This window comes from Streptomyces sp. NPDC048257 (assembly GCF_043201855.1).
Taxonomy (GTDB): Bacteria; Actinomycetota; Actinomycetes; order Streptomycetales; family Streptomycetaceae; genus Streptomyces.
The window spans coordinates 48,274-62,182 of sequence record NZ_JBICZI010000028.1 but is presented as its reverse complement, the minus strand read 5'-3'; the positions used below and the strand labels follow the sequence as shown (position 1 = coordinate 62,182).

11 protein-coding genes are annotated in these 13,909 nt (G+C 70.5%); 7 read left to right on the top strand and 4 right to left on the bottom strand.

What is annotated here, in order from left to right:
• Positions 1 to 211 precede the first annotated feature (211 nt).
• The 5 genes from ACGFZK_RS33125 (at position 212) to ACGFZK_RS33105 (ending at position 6,735) form a co-directional block, all read left to right on the top strand.
• Positions 212 to 871, top strand: a complete 660-nt coding sequence (locus ACGFZK_RS33125; protein ID WP_393852581.1) for a LuxR C-terminal-related transcriptional regulator — start codon at positions 212 to 214, stop codon at positions 869 to 871.
• A 152-nt stretch (positions 872 to 1,023) separates the two neighbouring features.
• A complete protein-coding gene (locus ACGFZK_RS33120; protein ID WP_393852553.1) occupies positions 1,024 to 2,967 on the top strand; it encodes a 2-oxoacid:acceptor oxidoreductase subunit alpha in 1,944 nt (647 codons plus the stop codon).
• Positions 2,960 to 4,030 carry a 2-oxoacid:ferredoxin oxidoreductase subunit beta gene (locus tag ACGFZK_RS33115; protein WP_393852552.1) on the top strand — a complete coding sequence of 357 codons (1,071 nt, stop codon included), beginning with the start codon at positions 2,960 to 2,962 and terminating at the stop codon, positions 4,028 to 4,030. Before ACGFZK_RS33120 ends, ACGFZK_RS33115 begins: the two co-directional genes overlap by 8 nt.
• A 226-nt stretch (positions 4,031 to 4,256) precedes the next feature.
• Positions 4,257 to 5,204: an EamA family transporter RarD gene (gene rarD, locus ACGFZK_RS33110; protein ID WP_393852551.1), complete on the top strand. Its 948-nt coding sequence runs from the start codon at positions 4,257 to 4,259 to the stop codon at positions 5,202 to 5,204.
• Positions 5,205 to 5,418: 214 nt separating this feature from the next.
• Positions 5,419 to 6,735 carry a M28 family metallopeptidase gene (locus ACGFZK_RS33105; RefSeq protein WP_393852550.1) on the top strand — a complete coding sequence of 439 codons (1,317 nt, stop codon included), beginning with the start codon at positions 5,419 to 5,421 and terminating at the stop codon, positions 6,733 to 6,735.
• Between the two features lie 67 nt (positions 6,736 to 6,802).
• On the opposite strand, the gene ACGFZK_RS33100 is transcribed toward ACGFZK_RS33105, so the two are convergent.
• The 4 genes from ACGFZK_RS33100 to ACGFZK_RS33085 all read right to left on the bottom strand — a co-directional run bounded on the left by ACGFZK_RS33100 (position 6,803) and on the right by ACGFZK_RS33085 (position 10,010).
• On the bottom strand, positions 6,803 to 7,219 hold the full coding sequence (locus tag ACGFZK_RS33100) for a hypothetical protein (protein WP_393852549.1): 417 nt from the start codon (positions 7,217 to 7,219) through the stop codon (positions 6,803 to 6,805).
• Positions 7,216 to 7,419, bottom strand: coding sequence for a ribbon-helix-helix domain-containing protein (locus ACGFZK_RS33095; RefSeq protein WP_229337077.1), 204 nt, complete (start codon positions 7,417 to 7,419; stop codon positions 7,216 to 7,218). Before ACGFZK_RS33095 ends, ACGFZK_RS33100 begins: the two co-directional genes overlap by 4 nt.
• 147 nt (positions 7,420 to 7,566) lie before the next feature.
• A complete protein-coding gene (locus ACGFZK_RS33090) occupies positions 7,567 to 8,775 on the bottom strand; it encodes an outer membrane lipoprotein carrier protein LolA (protein ID WP_393852548.1) in 1,209 nt (402 codons plus the stop codon).
• A 224-nt stretch (positions 8,776 to 8,999) separates the two neighbouring features.
• Positions 9,000 to 10,010, bottom strand: coding sequence for a polyprenyl synthetase family protein (locus ACGFZK_RS33085; protein ID WP_393852547.1), 1,011 nt, complete (start codon positions 10,008 to 10,010; stop codon positions 9,000 to 9,002).
• 211 nt (positions 10,011 to 10,221) lie between these two features.
• Here ACGFZK_RS33085 and ACGFZK_RS33080 point away from each other — a divergent pair, with 211 nt between their 5' ends.
• Positions 10,222 to 11,718, top strand: coding sequence for a peptide MFS transporter (locus ACGFZK_RS33080; RefSeq protein WP_393852546.1), 1,497 nt, complete (start codon positions 10,222 to 10,224; stop codon positions 11,716 to 11,718).
• Between the two features lie 47 nt (positions 11,719 to 11,765).
• On the top strand, positions 11,766 to 13,769 hold the full coding sequence (locus ACGFZK_RS33075; RefSeq protein ID WP_393852545.1) for a CocE/NonD family hydrolase: 2,004 nt from the start codon (positions 11,766 to 11,768) through the stop codon (positions 13,767 to 13,769).
• The last annotated feature ends 140 nt before the right edge of the window (positions 13,770 to 13,909 follow it).

Genomic DNA, 13,909 nt, shown 5'->3' with positions numbered 1-13,909 from the left:
AGGGCCGGGCCGGGTGGCCCGGCCCTTCGCGGTGCGCGGCGCACGTGGCGCGCCGGTGCGGTAGGCGACCCTCCGGTAGTCGAAAACTCCCCCCGTACGACGACGTGTTGTCCCGGCTCTGCCTTCACCGGGACTTGAGGCTGGGATGCTTGGCTGAGTCGGGTCGTGCGGGAACGAGTGATGCGGGAGCTGCTGAGTCGTGGAAGACAGGGTGCGGGTGGTCATCGCCGAGGATTCAGTGCTGCTGCGTGAGGGCCTGACCCGGTTGCTGACCGACCGGGGGCATGACGTCGTGGCGGGCGTCGGGGACGCGGAAGCCCTGATCAAGACGGTGGCGGACCTGGCGGCCGAGGACGCGCTGCCGGATGTGGTGGTGGCGGACGTGCGGATGCCGCCGACCCACACCGACGAGGGCGTTCGGGCCGCCGTACGGCTGCGCCGCGACCATCCCGGTATAGGTGTGCTCGTGCTGTCGCAGTACGTGGAGGAGCAGTACGCCACGGAACTGCTGGCCGGTTCCAGCACCGGGGTGGGGTATCTGCTCAAGGACCGGGTGGCCGAGGTGCGGGAGTTCCTGGACGCGGTGGTGCGGGTGGCCCGGGGCGGTACGGCCCTGGACCCCGAGGTCGTCGCCCAGCTGCTCGGCCGCAGCCGGAAGCAGGACGTCCTGGCGAACCTGACCCCGCGCGAGCGCGAGGTGCTCGGGCTGATGGCCGAGGGCCGGACGAATTCCGCCGTGGCGAAACAGCTGGTCGTGAGTGATGGAGCGGTGGAAAAGCACGTCAGCAACATCTTCATGAAATTGGGCCTCTCGCCGAGTGACGGGGATCACCGGCGAGTACTGGCCGTTCTCACCTACCTGAAATCTTGATCGACTGACACTCTGTCAGATATGGCATACCGGCAGGGCCGTCTCGAAGGGCGGTCCTACGGTCCAGAATGTGGTCGCTCCCGGGGAACTGATTTCCTACGGACGTAGGGTTGGTCCCGGGGGTGCTCACACCTCGAAGGAGGTCCAGTTCAGTGACCAGCCAGGTCAGCAGCCCAGCCGAGCAGGCCGACGGGGCCGGGGGCGCGGTCGTCGGTGGACAGCGCGCCCCGGAGGGTCCGGGCGGCAAGGAAGTACGCCGCCTCGATCGTGTGATCATCCGCTTCGCGGGTGACTCCGGTGACGGTATGCAGCTCACCGGTGACCGGTTCACCTCGGAGACGGCGTCCTTCGGGAACGACCTGTCGACGCTGCCGAACTTCCCCGCCGAGATCCGCGCCCCTGCCGGGACCCTGCCGGGCGTCTCCTCCTTCCAGCTCCACTTCGCCGACCACGACATCCTCACGCCGGGCGATGCGCCGAACGTACTGGTGGCGATGAATCCGGCGGCCCTCAGGGCGAACATCGCGGACGTGCCGCGCGGCGCGGAGATCATCATCAACACGGATGAGTTCACCAAGCGCCCGATGGCCAAGGTCGGCTACGCGACCTCGCCGCTGGAGGACGGCTCCCTCGACGCCTACAACCTGCACCCGGTGCCGCTGACCTCCCTGACGGTCGAGGCGCTGAAGGACTTCGGCCTCTCCCGCAAGGAGGCCGAGCGCAGCAAGAACATGTTCGCGCTGGGCCTGCTGTCGTGGATGTACCACCGGCCCACCGAGGGCACCGAGAAGTTCCTGCGGCAGAAGTTCGCGAAGAAGCCCGAGATCGCCGAGGCGAACATCGTCGCCTTCCGGGCCGGCTGGAACTTCGGGGAGACGACCGAAGACTTCGCGGTCTCCTACGAGGTCGCCCCCGCCACCCGGGCTTTCCCCACCGGCACCTACCGCAACATCTCGGGGAACCTGGCGCTGTCCTACGGTCTCGTCGCCGCGAGCCAGCAGGCCGATCTGCCCCTCTACCTGGGCTCCTACCCGATCACCCCGGCCTCGGACATCCTGCACGAGCTGTCGAAGCACAAGAACTTCGGCGTGCGGACCTTCCAGGCCGAGGACGAGATCGCCGGCATCGGCGCGGCGCTCGGCGCGGCCTTCGGCGGCGCGCTCGGGGTGACCACCACCTCCGGGCCCGGGGTGGCGCTCAAGTCGGAGGCGATCGGCCTCGCGGTGTCGCTGGAGCTTCCGCTGCTGATCGTGGACATCCAGCGCGGCGGCCCCTCCACCGGCCTGCCGACCAAGACGGAGCAGGCGGACCTCCTCCAGGCCATGTTCGGCCGCAACGGTGAGGCGCCCGTTCCGATCGTGGCCCCGCGCACGCCCGCGGACTGCTTCGACGCCGCCCTCGACGCGGCCCGGATCGCGCTGACCTACCGGACCCCGGTCTTCCTGCTCTCCGACGGCTACCTCGCCAACGGATCGGAGCCCTGGCGGATCCCGGAGCTCGCCGACCTGCCCGACCTGAAGGTCAAGTTCGCCACCGGCGCGAACCACACCCTCGCCGACGGCACCGAGGTGTTCTGGCCCTTCAAGCGGGACCCGGAAACCCTCGCGCGGCCCTGGGCGATCCCGGGCACCCCCGGCCTCGAACACCGCATCGGCGGCATCGAGAAGCAGGACGGCAGCGGCAACATCTCGTACGACCCCGCCAACCACGACCTCATGGTCCGCACCCGCCAGGCCAAGGTCGACGGCATCCGGGTCCCCGACGTCGACGTCGACGATCCGGACGGGGCCACCACCCTCGTCCTGGGCTGGGGGTCCACCTACGGCCCGATCACCGCGGCCGTCCGCCGGCTGCGGAACGCCGGACTCCCCATCGCCCAGGCACATCTGCGCCACCTCAACCCCTTCCCCAGGAATCTCGGCGAGGTCCTGGAGCGTTACGAGAAGGTAGTGGTGCCGGAGATGAACCTCGGGCAGCTCGCCACCCTGATCCGGGCGAAATACCTGGTCGACGCCCAGTCGTACAACCAGGTCAACGGAATGCCGTTCAAGGCGGAGCAGCTCGCCACGGTTCTCAAGGAGGCCATCGATGACTGAGGTGACCGAAGGGGAGCGGACGCTGCTCTCGCTGGTACCGAAGGCCGAGAGCAAGCAGTCGATGAAGGACTTCAAGTCGGACCAGGAGGTCCGCTGGTGCCCCGGTTGCGGCGACTACGCCGTGCTGGCCGCGGTCCAGGGCTTCATGCCCGAGCTGGGGCTCGCGAAGGAGAACATCGTCTTCGTCTCGGGCATCGGCTGCTCCTCCCGCTTCCCGTACTACATGAACACGTACGGGATGCACTCCATCCACGGCCGCGCCCCCGCCATCGCCACCGGCCTGGCGACCTCCCGCCGCGACCTGTCCGTCTGGGTCGTCACGGGTGACGGCGACGCGCTGTCCATCGGCGGCAACCACCTCATCCACGCCCTGCGCCGCAACGTCAACCTGAAGATCCTGCTGTTCAACAACCGGATCTACGGGCTGACCAAGGGCCAGTACTCCCCCACGTCCGAGGTCGGCAAGATCACCAAGTCGACGCCGATGGGCTCGCTGGACGCGCCCTTCAACCCGGTGTCGCTGGCGATCGGCGCCGAGGCCTCCTTCGTCGCCCGCACCGTCGACTCCGACCGCAGGCACCTCACCGAGGTCCTGCGCCAGGCGGCCGACCACCAGGGCACGGCGCTCGTGGAGATCTACCAGAACTGCAACATCTTCAACGACGGCGCCTTCGACGTCCTCAAGGACCAGGACCAGGCCCGGGAGGCCGTGATCCGCCTGGAGCACGGACGGCCGATCCGCTTCGGCACGGACGACGCGAAGGGTGTCGTACGCAACCCGGCCACCGGTGACCTGGAGGTCGTCGAGGTGACCGCGGCCAACGAGGCGCAGATCCTGGTCCACGACGTGAAGAACGCCAGCGCCACCACCGCGTTCGCCCTCTCCCGCCTCGCGGACCCCGACACGCTGCACCACACGCCGATCGGGATCTTCCGCAGTGCCGAACGGCCCGTCTACGACACCCTCATGGCCGAGCAGCTCGACGCGGCCATCGACCGCAACGGCAAGGGCGACCTCGGGGCGCTGCTGACCGGCAACGACACCTGGACCGTCGTCGGGTAGCGCGTACCTTCCCCGCAGCACGTGACGGAGCCCGGATCCTGCCCCAGGATCCGGGCTCCGTCGTGTGCGGGCGGGGCCGGAAGGAGGGGCGCGGGCGGGTCCGCGGGCGGGGCGCGGCCTCGCGCGTCCCGAAAGATGTCATGAGTATCTCCCAATAACGGGCATGACATCTGGGCCGTACGGCGATACCGTCGTGAAGTTGGCTGGAAGTCGTACAGGAGGCCCCGTGAAGGCAGAGAACGAGCAGCGCACGGGTTTGCTCTACGGATTCGGCGCATACGGGATGTGGGGGCTGGTGCCCCTCTTCTGGCCGCTCCTGAAGCCTTCCGGAGCCATCGAGATCCTCGCCCACCGCATGGTGTGGTCCCTGGCCGTGGTCGGCCTGGCGCTGCTCGCGCTGCGCCGCTGGGGCTGGATACGGGAGCTGCTCCGGCAGCCCCGCAAGCTCGGCCTGACCACGCTGGCCGCCCTGGTGATCAGCGTGAACTGGGGCCTCTACATCTGGGCCGTCAACAACGGCCACGTCGTCGAGGCCAGCCTCGGCTACTTCATCAATCCCCTGGTCAGCATCGCCATCGGAGTGCTGGTGCTCGGTGAGCGGCTGCGCCGCGCACAGTGGGTGGCGGTCGGCCTCAGCTTCGCCGCCGTGCTGGTGCTCGCCATCGGCTACGGGCGGCCGCCGTGGATCTCGCTGATCCTGGCCTTCTCCTTCGCCACGTACGGACTGATCAAGAAGAAGCTCAACATGGGCGGCCTGGAGTCGCTGACCGCCGAGACGGCCGTACTGTTCCTGCCCGCCCTCGGCTACGTCCTGTGGCTCGGCGCGCAGGGCCAGTCCACCTTCGCCTCGCACGGCGTCGCCCACGCGCTCCTGCTGGCCGCGACCGGGCTGGTCACGGCGATCCCCCTGGTGTTCTTCGGAATGGCCGCGATCCGGGTGCCGCTGTCCACCCTCGGGCTGCTCCAGTACATGGCCCCGGTGTTCCAGTTCGGGCTCGGCGTCCTGTACTTCCACGAGGCCATGCCGCCCGAGCGCTGGGCGGGCTTCTCCCTGGTGTGGGCCGCGCTCGTGATCCTCACCTGGGAGGCGCTGCGTACGGCGCGGCGGTCTCGGGTCAGGCTGCAGGAGGCGGGGCCGGCCGTCGTCGCGGCGCCGGCCCGCGAGCCCGCGTAGCAGGCACGCAGCAGCAAACCCATCGCACCCTCGATCCCCGGTACGGGCCACCCGTACCGGGGATCGTCCGTTTTCCGAACTGCCCTGACCGAATTGTGGTCTTGACGGACAGTCATACTCTCGCTGAACATCAGGCTCGCACTGACGCACTAACGCTCACCTGCTCTATCCCCACTCGTTCCGTCATGTCCCCGCGGAATCCCGGAGCCCCCACATGAGCCTGTCCGTCTCCCGGCGCCTTGCTGCCGTGACCGCGTTCGCGGTCGCCGGCCTGTTCGCCTCCACCGCCCCCGCTGCCCTCGCCGCCCCCACGGCGGCCACCGCGGCGCCGACACCGCCCGACATACCGCTGGCCAACGTCAAGGCCCACCTGTCGCAGCTCTCGACCATCGCCGCCAACAACGGCGGCAACCGTGCCCACGGCAGGGCCGGCTACAAGGCCTCGATCGACTACGTGAAGGCCAAGCTCGACGCGGCCGGTTTCACCACCACCCTGCAGACCTTCACCTCCAGCGGCGCCACCGGCTACAACCTGATCGCCGACTGGCCGGGCGGCGACCCGAACTCGGTCCTGATGGCCGGCTCGCACCTGGACTCGGTGACCTCGGGTGCGGGCATGAACGACAACGGCTCCGGCAGCGCGGCCGTCCTGGAGACGGCCCTCGCCGTCTCCAGGGCCGGTCTGCAGCCCACCAAGCACCTGCGCTTCGGCTGGTGGGGCGCGGAGGAGCTGGGCCTGATCGGCTCGAAGTACTACGTCAACAACCTGCCGGCGGCCGAGAAGGCGAAGCTCTCCGGCTACCTGAACTTCGACATGATCGGCTCGCCGAACCCGGGCTACTTCGTCTACGACGACGACCCGACGATCGAGCAGACCTTCAAGAACTACTACGCGGGCCTCGGCGTCCCGACCGAGATCGAGACCGAGGGTGACGGGCGCTCCGACCACGCCCCGTTCAAGAGCGCGGGCATCCCCGTCGGCGGCCTGTTCTCCGGCGCCGACTACACCAAGACGGCCGCGCAGGCCCAGAAGTGGGGCGGCACCTCCGGTCAGGCCTTCGACCGCTGCTACCACTCCTCGTGCGACAGCCTGACGAACATCAACGACACCGCCCTGGACCGCAACTCCGACGCCGTCGCCTACGCGATCTGGACGCTCGGGGCGGCCACCCCGGTCCCGCCCGGCCAGTCCTTCGAGAACACGGCGGACGTGAACATCCCGGACTCCCCCGCGGCGGCGGTGACCTCGTCGATCACGGTCTCCGGCGTAACGGGCAACGCGCCCGCCACCACCAAGGTCGACGTGAACATCGTCCACACCTACCGCGGTGACCTGGTGGTCGACCTGCTCGCCCCCGACGGCACCGTCTACAACCTGCACAACCGCAGCGGCGGCAGCGCCGACAACCTCGTCCAGACGTACACCGTCAACGTCTCCAGCGAGGTCGCCAACGGCGTCTGGAAGCTCCGGGCCAAGGACGCGGCGGCGCAGGACGTCGGCTACATCAACAGCTGGAAGATCACCTTCTAGGCCCTCGTCCCCGAGGGGTCCGGATCTCCAGGGGCTCCGGCATGATCCGATCGGATCGTGCCGGAGCTCAGGCGTCCTCGGAGCGGCCCCGCGACGACGCCCGAAGGGGCTCCTCGATCCGGGCGCGCAGCTGCGAGGCCACCGCCGCGATGTCCGCGCGGCCCAGTTTCGCCGCCTCCACCAGGTCGCCGAGTTCCTCCGGCGAGGGCAGCTGCCGCGCCCCGGCCACCCGCAGGTACGAGCGGGTCGCGGCGGCGGCGTAGAACTCGTTCATCGGGGATTCCAGCGCGGGGCACACCGCGAGGGTGTGCAGAAACGCGGCGGCCCGCCACGCGGTGTCCGGGGCGGGCTGTTCGGGTACCAAAACGAGGTCGTTCTGGTGCCGGGCGACCGCGGCGGCCACCCCGGAGGGATCCCACACGGCGGGATCGGAGGGGAGATGGTGGGCCAGAGCGGTCCAGGCCCACTCCATGGTGATCTTCAATTGCCGAACCGCTCCTGGAAGTAGCTCCAGTGATCGGCGAACTCCTCTATGCCGGAGAGGAAGTTCTTCCGGTCCTCGTCGAGTTCGCGCTCCGTGACCTCGGTGATCAGTGCGGTGACCGTCGTGCCCAGCGCCGCCGCACGCGCCTTGAGGCGTTCGTGGAACTCTTCGTCCAGGCGGATGGTGACGTGTCTCGACATGTCCCACACCGTACAGCGGGCGTGCTGTACGGACAGCGGGAATGCCGCAAGGGTGGGCAGGGACACAGTCCCGGCCCACCCTTGCGGCGCCCGCCCGTCGGGCGGCCGCTCCCGCTTGTGCGGCTGCCCGTGCGGGAGCTCGTGCGACTACTTGTTGGCGTCGGCCGCCTTCACCAGCGCGTCCTTGGTGACCGCACCGACGTACACCTTGCCGTCGTCCGTGATCAGGGCGTTGACCAGGCGGGTCGACAGGACGCGGCCCTCACCGAACTTCCCGTTGACCTTGTCCCCGAGGGAGTCGAGGAACTGCTTGGCCTCCTTCGGAGCGTTCTTGTCGTTCTCCAGGTTCTTCAGGCTCCGCTCCGAGCCCGAGTCGATCCGGGCGATGGTCGACCAGCCCTCGCCGAGCACCTTCACGTCGCCCTTGCCGTCCGCGCCGCCGGCCAGACCGCCGAGGCCCGGGAAGGACTCCAGGGCCTTCCACTGCTCGTCCTTGCCGCCCTTGCCCGCCTCGTCCGCGCCCTCGGTCACCTTGGCGCCCTTGGGCGGGGTGAAGGCGAAGGTGTCCGCGGCGGGCCGGGCGAAGTCCACCTTGGTGAACCCGGCGTCCACGATCGGCTTGCCGCCCTGGGCGGAGAGCAGCTGCACGCGCAGCGGCACGCCGTTCTTCGCGTCCACCGCGATCTGGACCGAGCCGACCGTGGAGCCGCTCTGCTTGGGCTTGAGCACCAGCTGGTAGGCGTCCCGCCCGGCGACCTGGGCGGTCCCGCCCACGCTGACGTCCGTGGTGGGGCCGGCGGCCGCCAGGATCTCCTCGGCCAGCTTCTGCGGCGAGGCGGCGAGCCGGTCGCCGGTCTTGTGCTCCTTGCCGCCGTCCTTGCCCTTGCCGGCGTCGGCGTTCTTCTCGTGGAAGACCTCGTTCGACTTGGAGTCGTAGCCCCACACCTCGCCGCCGCTGTGGATGAGGCTGTACTCGTCCTTGCCGTCGAGGAAGGTCAGCCGCTGGCGGTCCGGGCCGTCGGTGGCGACGCGCAGGGTGTGGCTGCCGTTCGCCAGCTGCGCGACCTTGTCCTCCGGGTTGGCGGAGCCGCCCGCGACGCCGCCGCCGCCGAGCAGCCCGGTCGCGATCTTCGGCAGGCCCAGGTCGGTGGTGATCCGGGCGGTGCCGGACAGCTGCTGTACGTCCGAGGCCGCGACCTTCTCGATGAGCTGCTGCGCCGTCACCTTCGGAAGGTCCGGCCCGCCGGCGTTCGCGAAGGCCGGGACCATCGCAACGGTCGCCGCGGCCACACCCGCCACCGCTACCGGTACGGCGTACCGGGCGGCCTTGCGAGAAGTCTTGGTGTTCGGTGCCATGTCAGTGCCCTGCCCTCTGTGTCGACTGCGGTGACCACCGTGTCGCCGCGCTCACCCGATCTGGTGGGGTTTGATGACTCCATCTGACCAAATCCGCGGCGCGAGGGCGTCAGTCCCCGGACGCAACTCGGCGTACGCCCGTGGGATGACACGCAACGGGCCCTCCTCCCCCCGACCCGTAGGGGTCGCTCGGGGCGGAAGGGCCCGTTCCGGAGTCACGGCCGTCAGCCGGCGCGGTGCACCACCGCGTCGCAGAGCTCCTCGAGCGCCGACTTGGCGAAGCACTCGGGCAGCGGAGCGAGCGTGGCCCGCGCGTCCTCGGCGTACTGGATGGTGTCGCGGCGGGCCCGCTCCAGGGCGGGGTGCGCCCGCAGCCGGGTGAGCACCTCGGCGTGGCGGGCGTCGTCCGTCAGGTCGCCGTCCAGGAGCCGTACGAGCTCCAGGTCGGCCGGGTCGCCGCCCTGGGCCGCCATCTCGCGCAGCCGCAGGACGGGCAGTGTCGGGATGCCCTCGCGCAGGTCGGTGCCCGGGGTCTTGCCGGACTCGTGCGCGTCGGAGGCGATGTCGAGGACGTCGTCGGCGAGCTGGAAGGCGGTGCCGAGCCGCTCGCCGTACTGGGTCAGGATGTCGACGACCGACTCGTCGGCGCCGGACATGAGCGCGCCGAAGCGGCCGGAGACCGCGATCAGCGAGCCGGTCTTGCCGGCGATGACGTCGAGGTAGTGGGCGACGGGGTCGCGGCCGTCGCGCGGACCGGCCGTCTCCAGGATCTGGCCCGTCACCAGCCGCTCGAAGGCCTCGGCCTGGACGCGTACGGCCTCCGGCCCGAGGTCGGCCAGGATGTGCGAGGCACGGGCGAACAGGAAGTCACCCGTGAGGACGGCCACCGAGTTGCCCCAGCGGGCGTTGGCGCTGTCCACCCCGCGGCGTACGTCCGCCTCGTCCATGACGTCGTCGTGGTAGAGGGTGGCGAGGTGCGTCAGCTCGACCACGACGGCGGACGGCACGATGCCGGGCGCGTACGGATCACCGAACCGCGACGCGAGCATCACCAGCAGCGGCCGGAACCGCTTGCCTCCGGCCCGGACCAGATGCTGTGCGGCCTCGGTGATGAAGGGGACTTCGCTCTTGGTGGCTTCCAGCAGACCCGCCTCGACGGCGGCCAGTCCGGCCTGGACATCGGTCTCAAGAGCCTGGTCCCGCACGCTCAGTCCGAACGGCCCGACGACGGTCACGAGGGGTACTCCTGTCTGCTGACGATCACGCTGACGATCACATGGATTGTCGATGTGTCGCTGCCATCACTCAAGCCAGCGTATCGGGTCTGTTTTCGATCACCGAGAGCGCCTTCCCGGCCACCTCCCGCGCACTGCCCGATCCACACCGGTATGTTCTGGATAAGCCGAATCAACCGGAGAATACGTTTTGCCCAGATCTTCGACCGATATGGACGAGCCTGCGGACCCGGAGGCCGACCAGCCGCCGCCCGGCGACGACCACGCCTTCCTCGGCCACCCCCGGGGACTGGCCACGCTCTCCGGGCTGGAGGTCTGGGAGCGCTTCTCGTTCCTGGGGATGCAGGCCATCCTCGTCCTCTATTTCGCGGACACGGTGGCCAACGGCGGCCTGGGGATGGACCCGGGCACCGCGGCCTCCGTCTCGGCGGCCTACGGGACCATGGTCTACCTCGTGTCCGTCGCCGGCGGATGGCTCGCCGACCGGATCCTCGGTTCGTACCGGGCCGTGCTGTGGGGCGGCATCCTGATCGCCTGCGGCCACTACGCCATGGCCGTGCCGACCGCCGCCATGACCTGGGTCGGCCTCGGCCTGATCAGCGCGGGCACCGGCCTGCTCAAGCCGAACGTGGCCACCATGGTCGGCAAGCTCTACCGGACGGACGACGACCGGCGCGACGCGGGCTTCGCCCTCTACTACATGGCCATCAACATCGGCGCCTTCGCCGGACCGCTGATCACCGGCTGGCTCGGCGAGCACGAGGGATGGCACTGGGGCTTCTCGGCCGCCGCGATCGGTATGACCGCGGGCCTGGTCCAGTACGTCCTGGGCCGCCGCCATCTGGCCGGACGCAAGCACTCGGCCGAGTACGCCCTCGCGCCCGCCGCGATGCGCCGCGCCGTGTGGAGGATCATCGGCGGCTGCCTCGCCTTCGCCGCGCTCGCCACCCTTCTGGCGGGCATCGGCCGGCTGACCATGGGCCGCTTCGTCGACCTGCTCACCCTCGTCTCCGTGATCGCCCCGGTCGTCTACTTCGCGGTGATGTTCCGCAGCCCGAGGGTGACGGGCGAGGAGCGCGGGCGGCTGCGCCCGTACGTGGTCCTCTTCCTGGCCTCGGTCGCCTTCAACTTCATCCTCTTCCAGGCCTACTCGACGATGATGCTGCTGGCCTCGACCAACGCCCGGACCACGATCCTGGGCTTCGACTTCCCGGCGAGCTGGTACGCCTCCGCGCTGGGCGCCTTCGAGGTGGCGCTGGCCCCGGTCGTCGCCGCACTGTGGGTCAGGATGGGCCCCCGCCAGCCGCACGCCTCCAACAAGATCGCCATCGGCGTGATCCTGGGCGGCCTGTCCTTCCTGCTGATGGTGATCCCGACCTCGGGGCACGCCGACGACACGTACAAGATGGCCGCCTGGTGGATCGTCGGCTCGTACCTGCTGCTCGGCCTCGGCGACGTCCTGCTGGAGACCTCGGGCATGTCGGCCACCAGCAAGCTCGCGCCGAAGGCCTTCAGCAGCCAGACGATGGCGCTCTGGTTCCTCTCCCTCGCGCTGGCCAACGGCATCCAGGCCCAGGTGGTCAAGGTCTACGGCCAGGTGTCGAATCCCGTGTACTTCGGCCTCAACGGCGCCGTCGCGGTGGCGGCGGGCCTGGTCGTGATGGCGATGGCGCCGTGGCTGCGGCGCACGATGCACCCCGTCCACTGAGGCCGGGTCGAGGAGATTTGTCCGAGGCGATTGGCGGCTGAGACCAGATGATCATCCGTACCGACTTCCCCTACGGCACCACCCACGAAGATGTCCGGATCCCGCTGCCCGACGGCGTCGAGCTGTACGCGCGGATCTGGCGGCCGGTGACGGACGAGCCGGTTCCGGCCCTGCTGGAGTACCTCCCGTACCGGCTCACCGACTGGACCGCGCCGCGCGACTGGCAGCGCCACCCCTGGTACGCGGGCCACGGCTACGCCTCGGTACGGGTGGACGTGCGCGGCCACGGCTGCAGCGGCGGCCTGCCCGGCGACGAGTACGACGCCCGCGAGCTGGCCGACGGGACCGCGGTGGTGGAGTGGCTGGCGGCGCAGCCGTGGTGCACGGGGTCGGTGGGGATGTTCGGGATCTCGTGGGGCGGGTTCAACTCCCTCCAGATCGCGGCGCTGGCCCCCGAGCCGCTGAAGGCGGTCGTCACCGTCTGCTCGACGGACGACCGGTTCGACAACGACGTCCACTACATGGGCGGCTCGGTGCTCGCCGTGGACATGCACGCGTGGGCGGCGACCATGCTGGCCTTCGCCTCCCGGCCGCCGGACCCGCAGTTCGTCGGCGACGGCTGGCGCGGGCAGTGGCTGGAGCGGCTGGAGGCCGTGGAACCGCTCGTCCACACCTGGCTCTCGCACCAGACGCGCGACGACTACTGGCGCCACGGCAGCGTCTGTGAGGACTACTCGGCCATCGGCGCCGCGGTCCTGGCGGTCGGCGGCTGGCACGACCCGTACCGGGACACGGTGCTGCGGCTGGTCGAACACCTGCCGTCCGCGCGGGTCCGCGGCCTGATCGGGCCCTGGTCGCACCAGTACCCGGACCGCGGGCTGCCGCCCGGACCGGCCATCGGCTTCCTGCAGGAGACCCTGCGCTGGTGGGACCACTGGCTGAAGGGAGTGGACAACGGGGTGATGGAGGAGCCGCTGCTGCGCACCTGGATCAGCGACTCGCACCCGCCCGCGACGGTGTACGAGGAGCTCCCGGGCCGCTGGGTCGGCGAGAAGGCCTGGCCCTCGGCGTCCGTCATCCCCGTCCCCTACGTCTTCCAGGGCGCGCCGGTGACGGTCGCCTCCCCGCAGCACACGGGGCTGGACGCGGGCCGGTTCTTCCCCTTCGGCAACGACGCCGACCTGCCGCCGGACCAGCGGGAGGAGGACGCGAAGTCCGCCTGCTTCGAGTTCCCGGTGGGGCGCGAGGAGCCGGTGGAGATCCTGGGGCGGCCGTCGGTGACCCTGCGGCTGCGGCTCGACGTGCCGTACGGGCAGGTCGTGGCCCGGCTGTGCGACGTCGCCCCGGACGGCTCCTCGACGCTGGTCACGCGGGGCGCGCTGAACCTCTCCGCCCGCCGGGGCCGGGACCGGGCGCTGCCCTGGCCGGTGGGCGCGTACGAGGACGTCACCTTCGAGCTGAACGGCATCGGCCACGCCTTCGCGCCGGGGCACCGGATCCGGCTCGCGGTGTCCTCCGCGTACTGGCCGTGGATCTGGCCGCGGGCCGGGTCGGAGGCCGGCTGGACGCTGGATCCGGCGGGCAGCGCGCTGACCCTGCCGGTGCGGGCGGGGTCGGCGGCGGACGGGGGGATCGTCTTCGAGGCCCCGGAGCAGTCGCAGCCGCTGGGTGTCGTCGTCCCGGCCACGCTGGACGAACCCCGGCCGGAGCGGCTGGTCGTACGGGACGTCGCGCGCGGGACGTGGCGGCTGGAGGTGGACCCGCGGTACGGGGGCACCCGGGTGTACCCGGACGGCCTGGAGTTCAGCGAGGACGCGGAGGAGGTGTACGAGATCCAGGACGCGGACGCGCTGTCGGCGCGGACGGTGTCGCGGTGGCGGATCCGGCTCCACCGGCCGGAACTGGGCTGGGACGCACGGGTGGAGACCCGGTCGGAGATCTCGTGCGACGAGGGCGGCTTCCTGACGTCGAACGAGGTGGTGTGCCGGGACGGGGACGAGGTGGTCTTCCACCGCACGTGGGAACGCCGCCTTCCGCGGGCCGCGGGCTGAGCGGGCCGCGGGCTGAGCGGGCCGCGGGCTGAGCGGGCCGCGGGCTGAGCGGGCCGCGGGCTGAGCGGGTCGCGGGCTGAGCGGGCCGGACCACCCTGGCGGGCGGCCCCGGGGCTCAACGCCGACGGGGCTGAACTCCC

Coding starts and splice junctions, on each gene's coding strand:
- ACGFZK_RS33095 (WP_229337077.1), bottom strand. CDS start 7,419: ATGTCGAGACACGTCACCATCCGCCTGGACGAAGAGTTCCACGAACGC.
- ACGFZK_RS33080 (WP_393852546.1), top strand. CDS start 10,222: ATGGACGAGCCTGCGGACCCGGAGGCCGACCAGCCGCCGCCCGGCGAC.
- ACGFZK_RS33090 (WP_393852548.1), bottom strand. CDS start 8,775: ATGGCACCGAACACCAAGACTTCTCGCAAGGCCGCCCGGTACGCCGTA.
- ACGFZK_RS33075 (WP_393852545.1), top strand. CDS start 11,766: ATGATCATCCGTACCGACTTCCCCTACGGCACCACCCACGAAGATGTC.
- ACGFZK_RS33115 (WP_393852552.1), top strand. CDS start 2,960: ATGACTGAGGTGACCGAAGGGGAGCGGACGCTGCTCTCGCTGGTACCG.
- ACGFZK_RS33105 (WP_393852550.1), top strand. CDS start 5,419: ATGAGCCTGTCCGTCTCCCGGCGCCTTGCTGCCGTGACCGCGTTCGCG.